General features: G+C 60.1%; 20 protein-coding genes. 12 read left to right on the plus strand and 8 right to left on the minus strand.

The window, feature by feature from the left end; all coding sequences use genetic code 11:
- Nucleotides 1–6 precede the first annotated feature (6 nt).
- The 3 genes from ATE48_RS12705 to ATE48_RS12715 are packed head-to-tail and all read right to left on the minus strand — an operon-like array spanning nt 7 to nt 4,146.
- On the minus strand, nt 7–1,107 hold the full coding sequence (locus ATE48_RS12705) for a P1 family peptidase (protein ID WP_066772080.1): 1,101 nt from the start codon (nt 1,105–1,107) through the stop codon (nt 7–9).
- 25 nt (nt 1,108–1,132) lie between these two features.
- Entirely contained in the window at nt 1,133–2,695 is a 1,563-nt protein-coding gene (locus ATE48_RS12710; RefSeq protein WP_066772082.1) for an ABC transporter substrate-binding protein, read from the minus strand.
- Nucleotides 2,692–4,146, minus strand: coding sequence for a M81 family metallopeptidase (locus ATE48_RS12715; RefSeq protein ID WP_066772083.1), 1,455 nt, complete (start codon nt 4,144–4,146; stop codon nt 2,692–2,694). Before ATE48_RS12715 ends, ATE48_RS12710 begins: the two co-directional genes overlap by 4 nt.
- A gap of 66 nt (nt 4,147–4,212) precedes the next feature.
- Between ATE48_RS12715 and ATE48_RS12720 the strand changes: the two genes are divergently transcribed.
- The 6 genes from ATE48_RS12720 to speB are packed head-to-tail and all read left to right on the plus strand — an operon-like array spanning nt 4,213 to nt 10,158.
- Nucleotides 4,213–5,766, plus strand: a complete 1,554-nt coding sequence (locus tag ATE48_RS12720; RefSeq protein WP_066772084.1) for an AMP-binding protein — start codon at nt 4,213–4,215, stop codon at nt 5,764–5,766.
- Nucleotides 5,756–6,571 carry an ABC transporter ATP-binding protein gene (locus ATE48_RS12725; RefSeq protein WP_228126607.1) on the plus strand — a complete coding sequence of 272 codons (816 nt, stop codon included), beginning with the start codon at nt 5,756–5,758 and terminating at the stop codon, nt 6,569–6,571. The genes ATE48_RS12720 and ATE48_RS12725 overlap by 11 nt, the downstream gene beginning before the upstream one ends.
- Nucleotides 6,568–7,341, plus strand: coding sequence for an ABC transporter ATP-binding protein (locus tag ATE48_RS12730; RefSeq protein ID WP_083197328.1), 774 nt, complete (start codon nt 6,568–6,570; stop codon nt 7,339–7,341). Before ATE48_RS12725 ends, ATE48_RS12730 begins: the two co-directional genes overlap by 4 nt.
- Nucleotides 7,342–7,363: 22 nt before the next feature.
- Nucleotides 7,364–8,329, plus strand: a complete 966-nt coding sequence (locus tag ATE48_RS12735; RefSeq protein WP_066772085.1) for a CPBP family intramembrane glutamic endopeptidase — start codon at nt 7,364–7,366, stop codon at nt 8,327–8,329.
- A 36-nt stretch (nt 8,330–8,365) separates the two neighbouring features.
- Complete coding sequence (locus tag ATE48_RS12740; protein WP_156767754.1) at nt 8,366–9,337, plus strand: CPBP family intramembrane glutamic endopeptidase; 972 nt, start codon at nt 8,366–8,368, stop codon at nt 9,335–9,337.
- Nucleotides 9,334–10,158: an agmatinase gene (gene speB, locus ATE48_RS12745; RefSeq protein ID WP_066772090.1), complete on the plus strand. Its 825-nt coding sequence runs from the start codon at nt 9,334–9,336 to the stop codon at nt 10,156–10,158. The genes ATE48_RS12740 and speB overlap by 4 nt, the downstream gene beginning before the upstream one ends.
- Here speB and ATE48_RS12750 read toward each other — a convergent pair.
- The 3 genes from ATE48_RS12750 to ATE48_RS12760 are packed head-to-tail and all read right to left on the minus strand — an operon-like array spanning nt 10,139 to nt 12,333.
- Nucleotides 10,139–10,906, minus strand: a complete 768-nt coding sequence (locus ATE48_RS12750) for an enoyl-CoA hydratase/isomerase family protein (protein WP_066772092.1) — start codon at nt 10,904–10,906, stop codon at nt 10,139–10,141. The genes speB and ATE48_RS12750 overlap by 20 nt on opposite strands.
- 6 nt (nt 10,907–10,912) lie before the next feature.
- Nucleotides 10,913–11,782, minus strand: coding sequence for an SDR family oxidoreductase (locus ATE48_RS12755; RefSeq protein ID WP_066772094.1), 870 nt, complete (start codon nt 11,780–11,782; stop codon nt 10,913–10,915).
- The gene (locus ATE48_RS12760; protein ID WP_418219395.1) at nt 11,782–12,333 is read right to left on the minus strand and encodes a TetR/AcrR family transcriptional regulator; all 552 of its coding nucleotides are present in this window, start codon (nt 12,331–12,333) and stop codon (nt 11,782–11,784) included. Before ATE48_RS12760 ends, ATE48_RS12755 begins: the two co-directional genes overlap by 1 nt.
- Here ATE48_RS12760 and ATE48_RS12765 point away from each other — a divergent pair.
- Nucleotides 12,228–13,784, plus strand: coding sequence for an enoyl-CoA hydratase/isomerase family protein (locus ATE48_RS12765; protein ID WP_228126609.1), 1,557 nt, complete (start codon nt 12,228–12,230; stop codon nt 13,782–13,784). The genes ATE48_RS12760 and ATE48_RS12765 overlap by 106 nt on opposite strands.
- Here ATE48_RS12765 and ATE48_RS12770 read toward each other — a convergent pair.
- A complete protein-coding gene (locus tag ATE48_RS12770; protein WP_066772100.1) occupies nt 13,761–14,972 on the minus strand; it encodes an acyl-CoA dehydrogenase family protein in 1,212 nt (403 codons plus the stop codon). The genes ATE48_RS12765 and ATE48_RS12770 overlap by 24 nt on opposite strands.
- 5 nt (nt 14,973–14,977) lie before the next feature.
- Nucleotides 14,978–16,057 carry an acyl-CoA dehydrogenase family protein gene (locus ATE48_RS12775; protein WP_066772101.1) on the minus strand — a complete coding sequence of 360 codons (1,080 nt, stop codon included), beginning with the start codon at nt 16,055–16,057 and terminating at the stop codon, nt 14,978–14,980.
- An 87-nt stretch (nt 16,058–16,144) separates the two neighbouring features.
- Between ATE48_RS12775 and ATE48_RS12780 the strand changes: the two genes are divergently transcribed.
- The 5 genes from ATE48_RS12780 to ATE48_RS12800 all read left to right on the plus strand — a co-directional run bounded on the left by ATE48_RS12780 (nt 16,145) and on the right by ATE48_RS12800 (nt 20,787).
- Complete coding sequence (locus ATE48_RS12780; RefSeq protein ID WP_066775036.1) at nt 16,145–17,326, plus strand: lipid-transfer protein; 1,182 nt, start codon at nt 16,145–16,147, stop codon at nt 17,324–17,326.
- A 5-nt stretch (nt 17,327–17,331) separates the two neighbouring features.
- A complete protein-coding gene (locus ATE48_RS12785) occupies nt 17,332–17,694 on the plus strand; it encodes a hypothetical protein (RefSeq protein WP_066772103.1) in 363 nt (120 codons plus the stop codon).
- A complete protein-coding gene (locus ATE48_RS12790; RefSeq protein ID WP_066772105.1) occupies nt 17,691–18,128 on the plus strand; it encodes a MaoC family dehydratase N-terminal domain-containing protein in 438 nt (145 codons plus the stop codon). Before ATE48_RS12785 ends, ATE48_RS12790 begins: the two co-directional genes overlap by 4 nt.
- Nucleotides 18,121–18,516, plus strand: coding sequence for a MaoC/PaaZ C-terminal domain-containing protein (locus tag ATE48_RS12795; RefSeq protein WP_066772107.1), 396 nt, complete (start codon nt 18,121–18,123; stop codon nt 18,514–18,516). Before ATE48_RS12790 ends, ATE48_RS12795 begins: the two co-directional genes overlap by 8 nt.
- A 123-nt stretch (nt 18,517–18,639) precedes the next feature.
- Nucleotides 18,640–20,787 carry a TonB-dependent receptor gene (locus tag ATE48_RS12800; RefSeq protein WP_228126610.1) on the plus strand — a complete coding sequence of 716 codons (2,148 nt, stop codon included), beginning with the start codon at nt 18,640–18,642 and terminating at the stop codon, nt 20,785–20,787.
- Nucleotides 20,788–20,818: the final 31 nt, after the last annotated feature.

Consider the following 20,818-nt stretch of genomic DNA (forward strand, 5'->3'; position numbering starts at 1 on the left):
TTTCACTTAGGTCTGTGGTGGACGACCGTAGCGGCTCATCACAGCGATAAGTTCGGGTAGGGGCAGGGCGTGCACTGTCGTTCCGCCCACGCCTTGCATCGTCTCAGACGCTGTCAGGGCGTTGACGATGGCTTCTTCTGTCGCCTCTGCGACCGCCGGAAACATGGGGTTCATGTCCTCGTTGCCCATCATTCGTAGGCCCTCGGTTACGCCGGTTTGATGGAAGGGAAGGGCGTTTCCGGTTGAAAGCGCTATTGTGAAGTCACCGCTTCGATTGTTTCCAAAGCCGCCGACGCGCGAAAGGCCAATGCCTGCGCGCCGTGCCAAGCGATTAAGTTGCGGCGGCATCAATGGTGCATCGGTGGCGACGATGATAATGATAGAGCCTTTAGTCTCTTCCGCCTGATCGTCTTCACGTCGCTGGGGACTGTCGACAATGTCGTAGCCGATGTGGCGACCGACTGGGACACCGTCGACGGTCAGTTGGCTGCGATTGCCAAAATTGGATTGCACAAGAACGCCGACATTCGTCAGCACGCCGCCGCAGCGCACTTGCCGCGAGGCGGTCCCTATGCCGGATTTGAATTCGAAGCTCATCATTCCACTGCCGCCGCCGACGCCGCCCTCTGCGACGGCTCCCGCAGATGCAGCGTCGAGCGCCGCTTCGACGTGTGCGCGTGTTATTGGAGCCGATAGCCCATCACTCAACACGCCGTCATAGGTCTCGGCCGCGCAGGGCTGGTGCCAACGATCTGCAACGCCCAGCTTGAACGGCAACGCCAGAAGCGCGTCGCGCGCCACGCCAATTGAAAACGCCGAGGTCAGCACAATCGGCGACGCCAATGTGCCTGTCTCGGCGATCCAGTGTGATCCGGTTACTTCGCCGAATCCATTGTAGCGGTCGAAGCCAGCGAAGACGCTTTGCTTCAGAAAGTCGAACGGCACAATCGCAGTGACGCCGCTTCGAACGACACGGGGCTGATCCGCGCGCACATCAATGTGTCCGACACGCACGCCTGGCACATCTGTAATCGCATTGAGCGGACCTGTCGGAAGGTGTCCGATCCGGAGACCCAGATCGCGCAAACGCGCGCGCGGAGGCGTCATTGGAAGCACCTTTTAAAGTCGCGGATCATAAACGCGCAGCACGTTGCATCGTGTGGAACGGGAGCATCATCGGGGTCGAGTAATTGTAGGCGAAGGGTGCGATGTCTCGACTTTGTGCGTAGCCCCAGGAGGTCTGAAATAGCGGGATAGACGGCAAATCCTCGTAAACGATCTTTTGTGCGTCTTGGTAAAGTGCGTCGCGCGCGTCACCATCGAGCGCGTCCGCGCGCGCAAGCAAAGCGTCGACGGCGGGATTGGAGTAGCGCGCCATGTTGCCCGCGCCGATCATTTGCGAATTGTACACGAATGTGAACACGATCCACGGATCAGGAAAGTCGATCGAGATCGATTGTGTCGTTATGTCGAACTCGCCGGCGAAGATTTGCGAGCGCGCCGCGGCTGCGATCTGCTTGATGCTGACGTCGAAGCCGATCGCGCGCAGGCTTTCGCGCAAAGCCAGCTGCGTTGCTGAGGGGCCGCCGCCGTCGCCGACCACGGTCAGTTCGATGGGTTGGTTGGCAGGCACACCGGCTTCGTGCATTAGCGCGCGTGCTGCTTCCGGGTTGTAGGCGGGAAGCGGTAAGCTCGGATCGTGCCCCGGCACGCCCGGTGGCAAAACGCCGGAAATGGTCCGCGCTTTCCCGCGATAGATGGACGAGATGATGCTGTCGCGATCGATTGCCAGAGAGATCGCGCGCCGCACTCGCAGGTCCCGGAAGAGCGGTTTTTCATTGTTGAGATGAAGAAACATCACGATCGGGGCGGGCGCCGCAGAAACTGCAACGCCGGTCCGTTGCATCAGCCAATCCTGCTGGAATGGACCGACCGATTCCAAGATGTCGACGTCGCCCTTATCGAGTTCGATGAGGCGAATTGACGAATCTTTCGACACCCGCACGCGCACGTCCTCGAAGTAGGCCGGTTGTTGCGCCGCATGCGGGTTTGGCGCCAACGCCACCTCTTCGCGTGCCGCGAAGCGCACGACTCGATAAGGCCCGCTGCCCGCCGTGTTTTCGCGTAGCCAAGCGGAACCCTGATCATCTCCTTGGGCATGACGCACAATGGCTGGGTTCACGAAGCCAAGACCTGGGCCTGTCAAGAGATAGGGAATGAACGGCGCCCAAGCGGCCAACCGAATGCGCAGCGTGCGAGGATCCGGGGCTTCGGCGCCCGCATACCAGAACAACGCTTGCGCGGCGGGGAAGCGCTGTTGCTGAATACGCTCAATGCTGAAAATGAAATCGCGGGCTTGCAGCTCGGCGCCATCGTCATAGTGATGCCCGCCCTTCAAATGAAACGTGATGCTTGATTTGTCGGGCGCGAGTTCCCATGCCTCGGCGACGTCGCCTTCGACGCCGCGTGTTTCGCCTTCTTCGGTGCGCAGACGCAGCAACCGCTCATAGCAAACGTTTGGCGCGATCAGGTTGGGTAATAGGAAGCTCGTTGCCGCATCGAGTGTGGTGATGTCAGAGGCAATGGACACCACCAACTGCCGCGGATCGCGTGCGGGGGCGGGGATGCAAGCCGCAAGCGTGCTCAGGCCCGCGCCCGCTACAAGACCTCTGCGCGTTGGGGCAAAATCTTTCATGTGCGCGCACCTCGGATAACGTCTTCACTGCTGTCGCGCTCGAAAGGCCACATGGGCCGTGGCCTCTTGTGATAGACGAGGTTCTTGCGCGGCCGAGATACGCTGATGATGCGACCGGCGCGCGTCTCGAAGCCAGTCCGGAATTGTTGGCTGGACTTGACCACAACGAAGCGCTGCGTGTTGAGGTCGATGCCCACCTGCTCGAATAGGGCGGGGTCGTAGGCTTGGTCGCGCAGCGTGCTAAGAACGAGCGTGAGTCCTTCGGTTTTGAAGGCGGCTATGTCGCCCAGCGGCGCGTCAAAGCCACCAATTCGTTGCGTGGCAGCGCGCCGTAATCCAATAACTTCGCCTTCAAGATCTAACGGTGGGCCAGAGCTCGGCCCCGCCTTGCCGCCGACGCGCAAGCTGATGCGCGCCCCGATCCCGGCCTCGAAGCAAAAGCGCGTCGCTTGTGGATCCCAAATCGGGCCCCCGCAGGCGGGCGCCATGTTTGCGTCGCGCAATGCACGCAGAAGAGTCATGTCGTCGCCGGCATTGCCGCCGCCGGGATTGTCAGTGGTGTCTGCGAGAATAACCGGAAAGCGCCTGGACGCCGCCGCCGAGCGTAGGGTGGCCGCTAGATCCTGGCGTCTCCCTTGGGCCCTTTCCCGAAGTGCTTGGAGTTTTGTGCCAATTTCCTCGGCCGTTCGCGCTGCAAGCGCTTCGTCGTTGTCGGCTGTGACCAGGATTTTTGTGCCCATGTCGGCGCAATCGCCGAGACTGAAGCCGTGCACGATCGTCGCGTTTATGACGCCCGGACGCTTCTCCGCCAGCACCAAATTGTTGACCATCCGTCGCCAGGGTGCGGTGGTGGTGCGAAAGCCAATCATCATATGGCAATCGTAGAGGGCTGGGGTCGGCCGCAGAGCGCCGGCGCGAACACGAGCCAACGCGTCGACCAGTTCGATGCTGCGCTCTAGGTAATCGGTGTGCGGATATTGCTTGAAGCCGATCAGCAGGTCGGCAGCATCTAGCATCCGCTGGGAGATGTGCGCATGCAGGTCGAACACTGCACCGATTGCAGCTTCGCCCGCGACGGCGCGAACATGCTCAAGAAAATCGCTCTCGCAATCGTCGTAGCCCTGCGCCATCATCGCCCCATGCACGCCAAGGGCAATCACATCGAGGGGGGCGGCGGCTGCGATCTGCGCTACAATCTCGTCTCGCAGTGCCTCATAGACGTCGCGCCGCACAGGCCCGCCCGGCCAGGCAAACGCGCACGTCCCCTCAATGACCTCCCAACCGTCGGCGCGCTTTGCGCGCAGCGCAGCCATTGGCCCCGTCGCCTCCGTCGCGACGTCTGGATGCGCACCGGGGCGCCAGAGCATTGCTGTCTCAAAGCCCGCCCAACCTGTGGGGATGGGCGAGAACGAATTGGTCTCTGCGCCTAAGGTTGCAGCGAACGCTCTCATCGCGTCACGAGTATCATTGACTAACCGCTCGTTCAATAGTTAGATCGGCGCAAAGGCGGGAGATCGATGGTCGAGGAGCGGTTGCACCGCGGCGGAACACTCGGCTCGCTGGTGCTTCGCGCGTGCCGGCGGTTTCGCGATGCATCAGCTGTGGTGGGTCCTGACCTTCGCCTCACATACGCACAAGTATCACACCGCATCAGCGGGATGATGCAAGCTTTTGATGAAGCCGGTTTGGTGCGCGGCGACGGCGTGGCGCTGCTTTCGAGTAATTCGGCCGACGTGGTTGTTGCAACATGCGCGGTGATGGCGGCTGGGCTTCGGCTTACTGCATTGTCGCCGTTGGGATCGGAAGACGACCATTTGTTTTGTGTGGAAGACGCAGAGATCTCCGCAATCATCGTCGATCCTCGCTTTAACGCACGCGCACAGGCCCTTCGAAGCCGTGCATCGAAGCTGCGGGTAGTGTTTGCCCTCGGCGGAGCGCTGGACGCGATTGATCTGAGCGCGAAAGCAAGCGCTGGCCGCAAGATGGCTGATGACCGCGCGCAATCGAATGACATTGCCATGATCGCCTATACCGGCGGCACCACTGGTCGCCCCAAAGGTGTGGTCCACACCCACGCAAGCGCGCTCGCTGCGTTGCACATGGCTGCCAGCGAGTGGGAATGGCCAACAAACGGCAAAGTGCTCGCGGTGACGCCGGTCTCGCATGCGGCCGGCATTCTGGCGTACCCGACATTTCTTCGTGGTGGCGAGTTTCATGTGCTGGGCGGATTCACGGCGCGGAGTTTCTACGACTACGTTGCGAGCGCTCACATAGGCGCCACTTTCATGGCTCCAACGATGATTTATCGCTTGCTCGATGATCCGCCGCAGGCGGGAGACGACTTGAGCACGCTCGAAACCATCTTTTATGGCGCGGCACCCATGGATGCAGATCGCATGGTCGAAGCGATTGAGTGTTTCGGGTCGATCTTTATGCAGCTCTATGGCCAAACCGAAGCGCCCACTTGCATCACCTATATGCGCCGGTTTGAGCACGATGTGACGCGGCTCGACGTGCTTGCGTCGGCGGGCTTTCCTCAGGCGGGTCTGGACCTTGCGCTGCTTGACGCGGAGGGGACACCTGTACCCGCGGGCGGGTCGGGTGAAGTGTGTGTGCGTGGGGCCTTCGTCATGCGTGGCTATTGGAACAGGCCGGCGGAGACAGCGGACGCGCTGCGTGGTGGTTGGCTACACACCGGCGATGTTGGGCGTTTCGACGAAGAAGGACGCCTCCACATCGTCGACCGTTTGAAGGATCTCATTATCACGGGTGGTTTCAATATCTATCCACGCGAGGTCGAGGATGTGCTCTCTGGAATCGACGGAGTTCAAGCCTGCGCAGTTGTAGGTGTGCCGGATGCGAAATGGGGTGAGGCGGTTGCAGCAGCGATCGTAGCCGCTCCAGGAGCAAATTTGAGTGCTGAATCTTTGATCAGTCTCGTGAAGGGCGCCAAGGGGCCCATCCATGCGCCCAAACAAATTGTCTTTGTCGACTCCCTGCCGCTCACCCCGATCGGCAAGATCGACAAGAAAGCGCTTCGGCTTCTGCTGGGAGCTGACCATGGCGGATGAGGAAATGCGCCCGGCCTTGCGCATCGAAAATCTGTCGCTGGATGCATCGAGCCCCAAGGGCTTGGTGTCGCTGGTGCGAAATGTGGGCATTGAAGTGGGCCCCGGGGAAGTTGTGGGTCTGGTCGGCGAATCCGGATCGGGCAAATCCCAAACTGCGCTCGCAATTTCAGGTTTGAGTCCACAGGGCGTACGCCGCACGTCAGGGCGCATCTGGTGCGATGGCGAAGAGCTCAGCGCGCTGTCGGAGTCGGAGTTGCATCGCCGTCGCGGCGCGAAGCTCGCGTATGTGTTTCAAGATCCGATGAGCGCGCTGAACCCGACCATGCGGGTTGGACGCCAGATGGCAGATGTTTTGCGTCGCGCCCGGCCTCAATTGGACAGAGGCCAAATCGTCCGCGCCGCGCACGAAATTCTCGCCGCGGTAGGGCTTACGGACGGCGCGTGGATAATGCGCGCTTATCCATTTCAGTTGAGCGGGGGCATGCGTCAGCGCGTTATGATTGCATTGGCGTATGGATGCCGTCCGGCACTGATTGTCGCGGATGAGCCCACCACAGCGTTGGACGTAACACTGCAAGCGCAAGTGCTTGATTTGATCCTGGCGCTAAATGGGCAAGTGAAGAGCGCAATGCTGTTCATCTCGCACGATCTGGCCATCGTCCGGCGCATTTGCACGCGTCTCTATGTGATGCGCAAAGGCGAAGTGGTTGAGAGTGGGGCCTGCGCGCAAATCATCGCCAGCCCCCAACACGAATACACCAAAACGTTGCTGGCGAGCGCGCGCGCGAAAGAGGCGATCCCATGAGCATCACTCCGCTCATGCAGATGATTGGGCTGTCGGTGAGCTTTGGCGCTCGCACAGTCGTAAGAGGGGCTCAGCTTGAGGTTGCCGCTGGCGCAGCATTGGGTGTCGTCGGCGAATCCGGCGCCGGTAAATCGAGTTTACTTCGTGCGTTGGCGGGACTGACGCCGACCTCAGGCGGACGCTTGCTTTGGAAGGGGAGCGATATCACCAACGCGAACCCCGCGAAGCGACGTCGTTTGAATGTGCGCGTTGGTCTCGTTTTTCAGGACCCGTTCGCGTCGCTCAATCCGCGCTTGCCCGTGTGGTCGATCGTAAGCGAGCAAGCCTTGGTCAATGGCGAACGGAGCGAAGCCCGTTTACGCGCTTTGGCGACCGCAGCGTTGGAGCAGGTTCAATTGGATCCAGCCATCGCCGCGCGGCGGCCGTCTTCACTTTCGGGTGGGCAGAGACAACGCGTCGCCATCGCGCGCGCATTGATGGGTGCGCCTGAGTTGCTTTTGCTGGACGAGCCGACGTCATCGCTCGACGTCACAGTGCAGGCGCAAGTGCTCGATCTCTTGCGCGCCATTCGCCGCGATATGGGCGTAGCCATGATAATGATCAGTCATGATCTTTATGCAGTTCGCGGCCTCTGCGACACGCTTGCTGTGATGCGCAATGGTGAGGTGGTCGAGCAAGGTGCGAGCGCTGATGTCTTCGCGCGACCCAACGCCGATTACACGAAGCAGTTGATTGCCGCAACGCCGACTATCGGACAGGCGACATACTGAAAACTCTGGGGGAGGAGTTGTAATGAAGGCCTTTGTGCAGAGCCGCGCGCTTATCGTTTTCTTCATTCTGGCTGTGGTGGTCGCGCTCATCTCGATGGCAATTCGCGCCACCGACCCGGCCGCGCTAGGCCAGGCGCTCCGCACCATGTTCGCCGCAAATCAGAAAGCGGACATCATCAGCAGCATCCAGTATTGTCTCGAGACGCCGGTGCTGTGGAACGCAATTTTGTTTCCCGCAGCGCCGACCATTGCTGCATTCATCGTCATCGCCATCGCTTACGGTCCGGGTGGCCCCTCGCGATGGTTTGCGCGGGCGCTGCCGTGGCGCGGCGTGTCTTGGCAGCGAGGCGTCGGGGTTTGGTTGCTCGCGCTGATCGCCTTCTTTGCTATGGTTGGTGTGTTCTTTATCGTCATGGCTTCGAGTGGCGGTGTGGCGGAGATTGCGCCCACAGTTGAACGATTTGGTGCAACGCCTTTGCTCGCGCTTGGTGGCTTGGCGCTAGCGCTTGTACTCAGCAGTGGTCCGTTGCTTGAAGAAATGGGGTGGCGCGGTTTCGCGCTGCCCGTGCTGCTCACGCGCTTCACGCCGCTCTTGGCCAGTGTGATCTTGGGGACGTTGTGGGCGGCGTGGCACTTGCCGCGTGAAATTGGGCCGCTGATGAGCGGGGCTGATGGCGTGTGGACGGCTTTTCTCTTCAAGCAGATGAATTTCTTTCCGGGCTGTATTGCGTCGTCGGTTGTAGCCACCTTCCTTTATTTCAAACTCGGCGGCAGCGTCTGGGGTGGAGTAATTGCCCACGCGTTTCACAATGAAATGTCCGTCAACGTCATGCGTGTTGCGGTGCCGGATATCATGATCGGCGCATTTCCGCTGGGCATGCTCAATCTCATTGAGATCGCAATCGCGGTAGGTCTGATCATCCTCACCCGTGGAAATCTCGGCGCCGACAAGGATTATCGGCAAGAGTCGCATCCGTTCGCACCGTGAGCTTCAAGATTTCGAGGAGCGCCTAAAGTGGGGCAATTGTTCAGATCGAGAGCTCTCGCGCTCTTCTTCGTCCTGGCGGTCGCTATCGCGCTTGTCGCGATGGCTATCCGCGCCACCGACCCCGGCGCGCTTGGCGTCGCTCTAAGGGAGATAATCGCCAACAATCAGCGCGCTGACATCATCATTGGCATCGAGTATTCGCTCCGAGAGCCAGTGTTGTGGAACGCCATTCTCTTTCCCGCCGCACCGACACTAGCCGCGTTCATCGTAATCGCGATTGCATATGGGCCGGGCGGTTTGTCACGTTGGGTTGCGCGTCTTGCGCCTTGGCGAGGTATTTCCTGGCGCGTTGGCTTAGGCGTGTGGGCGCTAGTGGTGCTGTGGTTCCTGACCATCGTCTGCGTCTATCTTGTTTATCTGTCGTTCACGGGAAGCGCCGCGGCCATCACTGAAACTGTCGCGCGCTTCGGGCCGACACCATTGCTCGCGCTTGGCGGCTTTGTCATCGCGTTGCTGCTGAGCAGCGGCCCGCTTTTGGAGGAAATGGGTTGGCGTGGGTTCGCGCTGCCGATGTTACTGCAACGCTTCAACCCGCTACTCGCCAGCGTCATTCTCGGTCTTCTTTGGGCGGCTTGGCATTTGCCGCGCGAGATAGCACCCTTGACCAGTGGCGCTGATGGCGCGCTGATGGCGTTTCTTTATAAGCAGGTCGATTTCATACCCGGCTGCATCGCCACCTCGATCATCGCAACATTCCTGTACTTCAAGCTCGGCGGTAGCGTCTGGTCGGGCATTCTCGCGCATGCGGTCAACAACGAATTCGTTGTTAACGTTGCGCGCGCTGGTCATCCCGTCTGGACCATGGGCGAGGTCACCTTACGCGGCTGGACTCTGGCGGAATGCGCCGTGGCGATTTTGCTCGTATGCCTCAATGGCTCGAGCCTTGGTGCGGATAAGGATCAGCGTCAGCTCCCGCGTCCGTTTGAGCGGCCACAGGCGGGGGCATGACGGATACTGCAAAGCGCCTCGTCCATCTTCGAGGGCTGCCGACCGATTCGCACTCCTCTTACTTGCGAGGCGCAGCGGCAGCACCGGGTTTCATTCGCAAGGCTCTCGCGAGCGATCATAGCAATTTGGCGAGCGAGCGCGGGTTGGAGATCGGTCGCGAGATCGACCTCGTCGATTGCGGCGACGTTCCACTCAACGAAGATGACCAGGATGCTGCGGGCATCATCCGCGCGATTACGGAAAGTCTCGACGTTGGCGCGATGCCGCTTTCATTGGGCGGCGATCATTCAGTGACGTTTCCGATTGTAGAGGCCATCGCAAATCGCTTGGGGCCAGTTCAGATCCTGCATTTCGATGCGCACCCGGACCTTTACGACGACTTTGACGGCGATCCGCGGTCCCATGCGTCGCCCTTCGCGAGGATCATGGAGCGAGGTTTCGCTACGAAACTCGTGCAGGTCGGCATACGAACAATGAATGCGCACCAACGCGCCCAGGTGGCGCGCTTTGGTGTTGAGTCTGTTGAGATGCGCACAGTGGAATCTTGGCGGATGCCACAATTCGCTGGCCCGCTCTACGTCAGCATTGATCTTGACGCATTTGATCCAGCGTTTGCTCCGGGCGTGTCGCATCATGAGCCTGGTGGGTTGAGTCCGCGCCAAGTGATCAATTGGGTGTTGGCGCTCGACGCGCCGCTGGTTGGCGCTGATGTTGTCGAACTCAATCCCAGCCGGGATCAAAATGGTGTCACGGCCATTCTTGCGGCGAAGCTTGTCAAGGAACTGGCGGCGGCGTCTTTGTTCACCGCGGTTGGCGCATAGTCGCCAGCGCAGCAGCGATTGCGCTGCGCGTCTGTGGCAGACTCAAGCGTTCAGCCTGTGCGCGCGCTTCAAGAACGATCTGCTCGCGCAGGCTTCGTTCACTGCAATCATCAATCAGCGCGCGCAATGCGGGCGCAAGGCCGAGGGGCGTGCGGCTGAGTATCGAGATCGACTTCGCTACAGCAGTGGCGAACTCGTCCGCTGGGACGCATTGTGACACCAATCCGGCCTGAAACGCCGGCGCTGCGTCAATCGCGCCGCCGCTTAAGAACAGCAGACGCGTTCGACTAGGGCCCAAGGCGGTGGTGACAATCTTGGTCAATCCAGAGTCAGGCACCAGTCCCAGGCGCGCGAACGGAAAAATCAACTTCGCGCTAGCGCTGGCAACGATCACGTCGGCCAATAGCGCGACACCCGCGCCGCCGCCGACTGCTGGTCCATTGAGAGCGCAGAGGGTTGGCGCCGGGCAGGCAGCGAACATTTGTGCAAGATGGGAGAAATCGTCGGCTGCGGACGCCAGCAGCGCTTCGGTGGACACATGCGCCAGCGCATCAAGGTCTGCGCCGGCGGAAAACGTGTCGCCGTCAGCATCAAGGACGAGACAACGCAGCTCTGGCTCGCGTCCGGCCGCTTCAACCGCTTGAGCCAGCGCACGAATGTCGTCTGGCGTCAGCGCGTTGGCGCGCTCAGGCGTTGCAAGAGAGACCCGCGCGACACCGCTTAAGCTGTCGAACGTTGTGCGGATCATTTCTGCCTAGGCCGGGTTCATGATTTCTGCAAAAGGCGCCATGCCTTCTGCCATCGACCCTGGGAAATGAGCGTGTTCAAAGCCGGCGATCCGCGGCCATGCTTCGCGTACACTCTCAATGGTCAGGTTCGCAGCATCAAGCCTAGCGCCGTCGCTGCGTTGCCAGCGCAACTTGCCGAACCAACCGCCACCCGCTTCGAAGAGAGCGCCGGTCTCAGCACACTCTTCGTGGCAGAGCCAAGCCGCGAGCGGGCTCACATATTCTGGGCGCATGGGGCGCAATTGCTCTTCGCTCATTACCGTCCGCGTAAGCTGTGAATCCGCAGCCGGGGCGATGGTATTGGCGTGCACATTCTTGGAGCGGCCTTCAACGGCAAGGGCCTGCGTAAATCCATGCAGCGCCAACTTCATGCTGGAATAATTAGTCTGGCCGAAATTGCCGTAAATTCCGGCGGCCGAAGAAGTGTTTACGACGCGGCCATACCCCTGGGTGCGCATGTGCGGCCAAGCGGCCCGCGTTACACGAAATGCGCCGAGCAGGTGCACTTCATAAATGTCACCCCAATCTTTATCGGACATGTTGTGAAAGGCTGTGTCGCGTAAGAATCCCGCATTATTGACGACGATGTCGACGCGGCCGAAAGCGTCCAGCGCGGCTTCTACGATGCGCCCTCCGTCGATGACTGACTCGGTGTTCGCCATCGCCGCGCCGCCGGCGCCGACAATATCCTGCACGGTTGCTTCGGCTTGGGTTAGGTCGTTGACCAACACTTTTGCGCCACGCGCGGCGAGCAACCGCGCATGCTCGCGCCCAAGGCCACCGCCGGCGCCTGTGACGAGTGCGACGCGCCCGTCAAATCTCAAATCCTTGTTCATCAATTCTGCGCCTCCGCTACTGCGAGCGCACCGTCCAATCCACTGACGAGCAGGGCGGTCGCTAGATCTACCAATCGATCCAGCGAAACCGGGCCCTTTGGATCAAACCAAGTGTGGCTCCAAACCAGCGAGCCCATCGACAGCAATGTGATTGGCATCAGAAGGGTTTCATGGCGCTTCAGTTCCGGTCGCAGCTCGATCAGAATGTCGCGTAGACTTTCCGAAATCGCGCGTTCGCGATCGCGGATACTGCGCTGCTGTTTTGGCGGCAGCGCGTCGACGTCGCCAAAGAGTCGTGCGTAGTTTATCCGATATGCGATGAGGACAGCGAGAGCTTCGCGCATATAGGCGCGCAACCGATCTGCAGGTGTGCGCGCGGCGCTAACGGCGCCCTCGATGCGCCCGACGTACATTTCCATGAATTCGTCGAGCAGCTCGTAGAGGATTGCTTCTTTGGAATCGAAGTAGTGATAAATCCACGATTTGGACGCGTTACACGCCGCAGAAATCTCCGCCGTCGACGTGCCGTGAAAGCCTTGTCGGGCAAACAATTGGGCGGTGCGCTCTAGGATCATCTGACGTTTGTCGTCATGATCGCGCGCTCTCACACCTGCCAAGATTCAACTCCGCCTGTCTGGTCGCTAGCGGTCAATCATTGACCAACCGTTCAGGTGATGCAATCGATTTTTGCATGGATCGTCCTGCGGCAAATCTCATCAGCACGACTCGACGCGGCAACATCCTCGTTCTCGCCGTGAACAATCCCCCCGTCAACGCATTGGGTTTGCAACTTCGGCGAGCCCTAGTTGACGCGCTTCGCAGCGTTGCTAATGCGCCGGTCCAAGCCATTCTCCTGACCGGTGATAAAGGCCGCTTTGTTTCGGGCGCGGACATCGCTGAACTCGATCAGCCCGTGGCGGCGCCCGATCTGCTCGACATCGAACAGTTGATTGCGACGGTTCGCGCTCCCGTGATTGCCGATTTGCAAGGGCAGGTGCTTGGCGGGGGACTGTTGCTGGCATTGATGTGCGATGCTCGTGTGGCCAATCCCAGCGCGCGTCTTGGATATCCAGAAATCCAACTCGGGCTTATCCCAACGTTCGGCGGCACGCAGATTACGCCACGCCTCTGTGGTCCCAAGTTTGCTGCCGAACTGATGGCTTCGGGAACGCCGATCGATACGCCGACCGCGCTGGCCCATGGCCTCATTGATGCGATCGAAGACAATGCCGAGCGTTGGGTGAAAAAGCGAAGCGCTCACCTTGCCAAACGCCGGGCATTACACCTGCGTTGGCGTGACGATGGTGCGCGCGATAAAGTAGCCGCCTATCAGGCAGGGCTGGCCGTGGCGCAGCCTGGCTTTGACGCGCCGTTGGCTGCGTTGGATGCGATGAGGGCAGGTTTTGACGCTTCATTGAGTGAGGCGCTGAAAATCGAACACACGCTGTTTGAAACTCTCCGGCAGTCGGTGCAATCGCAAACCTTGCGCGAATTGTTCTTCGCTGAACGTGCTGCGGCGCGTGCGCCCATTGGCGGAGACACGCCCGTGACGGTGCTAACACCGGGACTCTTGTCGACATTCGGCTGTATCGAACTGGTCTGCGGCGCGGGCGATCGGAGTCTTGGTGATGTCGTGGCTGCGGCGCGCGCGCAAGGCGAGCGGTGTCTGTTGTCTTCTCGAATAAGCGTTGCCGGAGTTATGCACGACGCCATGCGTGCGGAAATTGATCGGCACTCATCGCTGCTGGGGCCGGCACGCTTGACAACGGTTTTGCGCGCCGAAGGATTTTCGCGAGGAGTGGCCGCATATTGGACCGGCGTCGAGACCGATGAAGTCGAGCCCGCCTCCGAACACTTTGGAGCGATCGCCGATGCGCTAACTGAGTGCGGCTATAGTCTCTTGCAGCAGGGGAGCGCATTCAGTGTGGCGCACCTCAGAGCCATTTGTGCATCGGCATTGGGTTGGCCGCGTTTTCGTTCAAATTTGTTCCCGCGCCTTTAGGCGCGGTCCCTTGTCGGTTCGCGGCTCACCCGGCAAGTGCAACACGCGCTCAGCGATGACGTTGCGCAAAATCTCATCGCCGCCGCCAGCTATTCGCATGCCCGCTCCCCAACACCAAGCCCGCTCAACAGCCGCCCACATCTCTCCGTGATGTTCCTCGCAGAGCGCGCCGTCTTCCGCTAGAGCGTCGAGGAGAAATTGCGCGACATCCTGCGCTTGCCGCGCGGTGACAAGCTTGCCGATTGATTGCTCGGGACCAGGGGTTTCGCCGCCACTGAGGGCCGTGAGAGTGCGGTAAGCGAAAAGATTTACGCCCTGAGATTCGATGTACCAATCGGCGACTTTTGCGCGCGTAACGGCGTCGTCGGCCTTACGTTCCCGCGCATAACGGGCGGCGGCCCGCCAATCGATCAAGCCAATGTCTGCGCCGACATTCATGCGTTCGAACATCAGCGTCGTGAGCGCGCCCTGCCAGCCCGCACCCGGCGCGGTGACGCGATGGCTGTCCAAGATTGTCACGTTGTCGAAGAAGACTTCGTTGAAATCGCGTTCTCCGCTCATCTGCCGGAGCGGGCGTACGCTTATCCCAGGGGCCTTCATGTCGACAACGAACATGGTGAGCCCTGCATGCTTGGGCGCGTTCGGGTCGGTGCGCGCGAGCAGAATGCCGTAGTCTGAAAAATGCGCGCCGCTGGTCCAGATTTTCTGACCATTGACGATCCAGTGGTCGCCCTCACGTCGTGCACGCGTCTGCAGCGCTGCCAAGTCCGAGCCCGCGCTCGGTTCGGAAAATAACTGGCACCACACTTCTTCGCCGCGAATGCCGGGCGGCACATAGCGTTGCGCTAAGGTGGGCGCGAGGCTCGCAATCGTCGGCAAGCACATGCCAAGACCGATTTCGTACACGCCAAACGGCACACGATAGCGCGCTTCTTCTTGCCTGTAGATGATGTGCTGAATCGGTGTGCCGCCCGCGCCGCCCAAGGCCGGCGCCATCATGATGGCTGCGTATCCCTCCGCCGCCTTCTTGGCTTGCCAGGCGCGCGCGCGCGGTAGCTTTTCTGCATCCGGTAGCGCGCGAAATCCAGCGAGGTCGTCGCCATCGCGGCGTAGCTCTGCGTTGGCGCTGAGCCACGCACGCGCGGCGGCTCGGTAGGCGGCTTGATCGGGAGTGTCATTTAGGTGCATCGAATTCAGCGGCGCGGCCGTTCCCCATCAATCAGGCGCCGCCCGAGGTCGTCGCGCCAAGCCTGTGTTGAACCCAGAAAAGCTGAAAGCGCGCGTGCGCGGCGATAGTAGAGCTGAGGAGCCGCGTCCCAGGTGAACCCGATTCCGCCGTGCACATGGACGCATACGCGCGCGGCCATCTCGAACGCATCGCTGGCGCTGACATGCGCGGCAGCCGCAGCTAGAGGAAAATCTTCGCCGCCGGAGGTCATGGCCCAAAGCGCATAATACGCATGCCCCCGAGCCGTCTCGAGCTTGACCCACACATCTGCCAGAGCATGCTTAATCGATTGGTACGAGCCGATCGCGCGCCCAAAAGCGGCTCTGTCTGATACGTAAGCGCGCGCGATCGCTAGCGCTGCGCCAGCGCCTCCAATTTGCTCAAACGCGAGCAACGTGGCGGCGCGGTCCTTGGCGCGTTGGACGCTATCTTCGCCACCAAGTCTGATCGCAGGGCAGTCGGCGAAGATAATCTCGGCCGCCGGCTTCGAAGCGTCCAGAGTACGCAGCGGGCGCTTCTCCATGCCCCCGCTCTCGTCGAGAGACACCAGAAAAAGAGATGCCGCATCGCCATCATTGGCGCGAACGATGAGCACTTGCGCGGCAAGTCCATCGAAGACGGGCCGGGCGTTTCCTGTTACCCGACCGTTGGTGACGCGAAGGCCCGACCCGAAATAGCCTGCCCCGACGGTTGCGCCCTGTGCCAACGCGGCGAGCCATTTCGATTTTGATCCGAGGTCGCCCTCACTGAGCAAGGTGAGGCCGAACAAATAGAGTGCTGAGCCCACAGGCGCCGGCGCCAGAGTTGCGCCTACGGCCTCGGCCGCCGCCGCGAGCGCGATAACATCGTGCGCGCCCCCGTATTCCTCGGGCAACGCTGCCGCCAACACGCCAAGATCGCGCAGATTGTCCCAAGCGGATAGATGAAAGCGCCAGTCCGGTTGTGAGAGCGCCGCGCGCACCTCTGCCAAAGGGCAGGCGCGCTCAAGCGCTCGCGTTACGCTTTCAGCGAACGCTTGGTGCTCGCTCGAAAACGCGAAATTCATCGTCCCTCGCCTCGCACCATCCTCGCGCGAAATTAGCTCTTGCATCGATTGAACGAACGGTCAATAAATGAAAAAAAGGAGATGCTCATGGCCGGTAAGGCTTATGTTCTGGGCGTTGGCATGGTGCCGTTCGCCAAGCCGGGACGCGGGCTCTCCTATGACGAGATGGGCGAAGACGCAGCGCGGCTCGCGCTCGCGGACGCCGGAATTGAGTATGCTGCCGTGCAGCAAGCTTACGTAGGCTTTGTCTACGGTGACTCCACCTCCGGGCAGAAGGCCGTGTATCGACTTGGGCACAGCTCTATTCCGGTCATCAATGTCAACAACGCTTGTGCGACAGGATCGACAGCGTTGTTTCTCGCCCGCCAGGCTGTCGCCAGTGGCGCGGTCGATATCGCACTCGCACTCGGTTTTGAGCAGATGAATCCGGGCGCTCTGGGCGTCACTTATTCCGATCGCAAGTCTATCATGGAGGAGCACGAGCGGATCGTGCTCAGCAATCCCAAGGATGACCCCAACGCGCCCATCGCCGCACGTATGTTTGGTGGCGCGGGTCTTGAGTATCAGGACAAATACGGCGCACGCACTGAAACCTTCGCCAAGATTTCGGAGAAAGCGCGCACGCATGCGGCGCGCAATCCGTTTGCGATTTTCCGCGAGCATCTCAGCGTTGAGCAGATTATGGCCTCACCGCCGATTTTCGGTCCGTTGACGCGCCTCCAATGTTGCCCGCCCACGTGCGGAGCGGCGGCTGCGATCGTTGTGTCGGAAAGCGCGCTGAAGCGGCTAGGCGGCCGCGCGGTGGAGATCGTGGCGCAAAGCATGCGCACCGATCCAGAAACCAGTTTCGACAGTGGCTCAATGATCTCGATGGTCGGTTACGACATGGCGCGTCTGGCCGCTCAAGATGCCTACGAAGCAGCTGGCGTTGGGCCCGATGCTGTCGACGTGGTCGAATTGCATGATTGCTTCACTGCCAACGAATTGTTGACCTACGAAGCCCTGGGGCTTGCTGAATCTGGGGGCGCTGAGCGCTTCATATGGGATGGCGACAACACATATGGCGGCAAAGTCGTCACCAATCCGTCCGGCGGCTTATTGTCTAAGGGGCACCCACTCGGCGCGACGGGTTTAGCGCAATGCGCGGAACTCGTTTGGCAGTTGCGTGGGGACGCCAAGGACCGCCAAGTCGAGGGCGCGCGCACCGCGATGCAACACAATCTTGGGCTCGGCGGCGCGTGCGTCGTCACAATCTATCAGCCAGTGTAAAGCACATGCGTTCGCTGAAACTTCTCACTTTCATGCTTGTTTTCGCTCTCTCGGCCTGCGCAACGGCCGGTTCGCCCGACACGATTGAAAATTCCTACGGCAACACTTTAGTCGCGACGCTCGCGAGCGGCGCTCAGGCGCGCTATTACTTCAATCCCGATGGGACGTATTCTGTTGTGCTCCCAAGCGGCGTCGTTGTGAGCGGCGTGTTCGAGGTCGATGGTGATCAGATCTGCCGGACGCCAGCGGGTGGAACACGCGCTTGTGCGCATTACGTCGATGGAAAATCGGTCGGAGACACCTGGACGCAGACTGCATCTGACGGATCAACCTATTCGGTCACGCTGAGGGCGGGGAGAGAGCCTTGATCAGCCCTGACTTGATCGGCCGAACTCATTCTCGATCGATATTAGTCGAACGCGGGCCACTCAGCGCCTTTGCCCGCTCGATTGGCGAAACCAATTCGCTCTATTTTGACGTCGAGGCGGCGCGCCAGCGGGGGCATCCGGATCTTGTTGTGCCGCCAAGCTATCTCTTCTCCCTATTGCTCTTCGCTGAGGCCGATCATCCTTGGGTCGTCGACCTCGGCGTAGATCTCAGCAAGATTTTGCATGGCGAGCAGCGCTTCGAGCATGACGGGCTGATTTTTGCTGGCGAGACGCTGACGCTCAAATCGGCGATTACAGAGATTTACGAGAAGCGCGGCGGCGCTCTGGAGTTTGTTGAGCGCGCTACTGATGTCTTCGCGGGCGAACAAAGGCGTGGGCGGTTGATAACGACATTGGTGGTGCGTCATGGTTGAGATTGGCCAAGACCTCCCCTCGCTTCAGTGCGGCCCGATAACGCGAACCACGTTGGCGCTTTTTGCGGGCGCGTCAGGCGATCCCAACCCGATTCACATCGATACCGATTTTGCGCGTGCGGCAGGTCTAGAGGATGTGTTCGCGCATGGCATGCTTTCAGTCGGATACCTCGGACGCCTGCTGACCCAGTGGGCGCCGCAGGAGAGATTGCGAACTTGGTCTGTCCGTTTTCTCGCTATCACTCCGGTCAATGCGCAGCTGACGCTGACAGGCCGCGTAGAAGAAATATTCGATCAAGGCGGTGAACGCGTGGCGCGCATCAAGCTGGCTGTGACGACGCAGTCGGGCGTGCAGACGATCGCCGGGGAAGCACTGATCCAGCTCTAGAGGTGACATTTTTACGACGGGCGAGATCTCTCGATTTTCAAGTATTGACCAAGCGGTTGGTCAATGATGGTATCGCAAAGGCAACGGCCAGGCGGTGTGGCGGTCGCGCAAGGGGAGGCGGATATGAAGTGGAAGCTCTTATCGACAGGCGTGCTGTCGGCGAATGCGTTGATGCTCGCTTTGGCGCCGACGCCAAGCTTTGCGCAGGACGGCGCGAGTTCAGAAGACATCATCGTGACGGCGCGGCGGCGTGAAGAGTCCGCCCAGGACGTGCCGGCCTCGCTCTCGGTTGTGGGTGCAGATGAAGCGCAAGCGCGTGGCGCCAATCGGGTCCGGGACCTCGAGGCCGCGACACCTAACGTGCTCTTTACGGGAAGCGAAAACAATTCACTGACGCGCGTGACCGTGCGCGGTCTTGAATCGCAAGCACGGCAAAACGTCGGCACGGAATCTGGATTGGGTGTTTACGTCGATGGCGTGATCCAAGGCCGGCTGACGTCATTCAATCAGGAAATTCCTGATCTTGACCGGGTCGAGTTTCTACGTGGGCCACAAGGAACGCTGTACGGGCGAAACAGCATCATGGGCGCGATCAACGTGATTACGCGCCAGCCTGACTTAGACGAAGCTCACTTCGAACTTAACGGACGCATCGCGGAGCTAGGTGAGCGGACGGGCTCTTTCTACGGCTCTACGCCGCTGGGTGATTCTGCCGCTGCCAGCCTTTCGCTCTTTAGCATCCAGCGAGATGGTTACATTCATAACGTAGCCACCGGCAATGATATTGGAACGGATGACACCCAAGGCGGCCGTCTGAAATTCCTCCTGGAGCCCGGTGGGTCATGGCGGATCACGCTCGCTGCTGACGCTCTGCGCGACGACAGCGTGGGGACCAATTCGCGGAGGACCGTTGGTGCATTCTCAACGCCCGATCCTTACACCACGAACGTTGATGTCGAGCCGTTGTCTCGGCGTGATGTCGGCGGTTTGTCGGCCACTGTAGAGGTAGATGTTCTCGGTGGCCACCAGCTGACCTCAATCAGCGCCTATCGGTGGGCAAATAACGACCGCAGGACCGATAGCGACGGAACGCCGACCGTTTCGCAGATTACTACCCAAGTGAGTGATCAAGAACAGTTTAGCCAGGAATTCCGTCTGGCTTCGCCAACCGGTGGCCGTTGGGACTATGTTCTAGGAGCCTATTTCTACGACCAAACCATCTATGGTCGAACCGATGGGCAAATCATTGGTTTGGGCTCAGCGTCGATCTTCGGGAACATCGAAACAACCTCGATTGCGGCCTACGGAAATCTCGATTTCCATATCACCGATCAGCTAACGCTGAACGCCGGCATCCGATTTACAGACGAAGACAAAGACCTGTCTTATCAACAGACGGGTATTGTTGGGTTTGTGCCTTTCATCGCGCCAGGTCACGACAGTCAGTCTGACAACGATGTCTCGCCCACGATCGGCCTCCGTTACGAACCCACCGACGACTTGATGTTCTACATCACGGCGGCCCGTGGTTATCGCAGTGGTGGCTGGAACGTTGAGCCTCAGACCTCCGCGGTAATCACTAACTTTGGACAATTGCGTTTTGACTCTGAAAGTCTTCTCAGCACCGAAGCTGGCGCCAAGACACAGTGGTTTGACGGCCGCCTTCAAGTAAACGGTTCGATCTTCCAGATTGAGTATGACGATCTGCAGGTCGCAACGCGCGTGCCGTTGCCGCCACCGTTCGCGCCGGGTTTGTTCGCCAGCGTTGTGACAAATGCAGCTGCGGCTGAGGCGCGGGGAGCTGAGCTTGAATTCCGCGCGTCTCCAACCGAGGACTTCAATTTTGGCGGCGTATTTGGGTGGGTGGACACCGAATATACTGACTACGTTCAGCCTGGCGCTCCGCCATTGGTGTTTACAGGCAATGAGCTGAACGGTGCGCCGGATTTCACGGCGGGTGCATTCGCCGAGTATACATTTGCGTTGGGCAGCATGGGATCGCTGACGGCGCGTGGCGACTACAGGCACGTCTCCACATACTTCACGGAGCGGACCAATGACACGCGCATGGAAATCCCAGAGACAGACGTCTTCAATGCTCGGCTGACCTATCTCAGCGCCGACGGACACATTCGGGCAGCGCTGTTCGCCAATAATGTGACGGACGAAGAGATCCTGGTGAGCCGGGTTACCAACGCAGCAGGCACGATCCAATCGGTCGACTATGCACGCCCACGCGTGGCTGGCATTGAACTCGGCTTCAGGTACTAGGGGCGATGGGGAAGGCGCGGCAGGACCTGTC

The sequence above is a fragment of the Candidatus Viadribacter manganicus genome (genome assembly GCF_001679665.1).
In the GTDB taxonomy this organism is placed as follows: domain Bacteria; phylum Pseudomonadota; class Alphaproteobacteria; order Caulobacterales; family Aquidulcibacteraceae; genus Vitreimonas; species Vitreimonas manganica.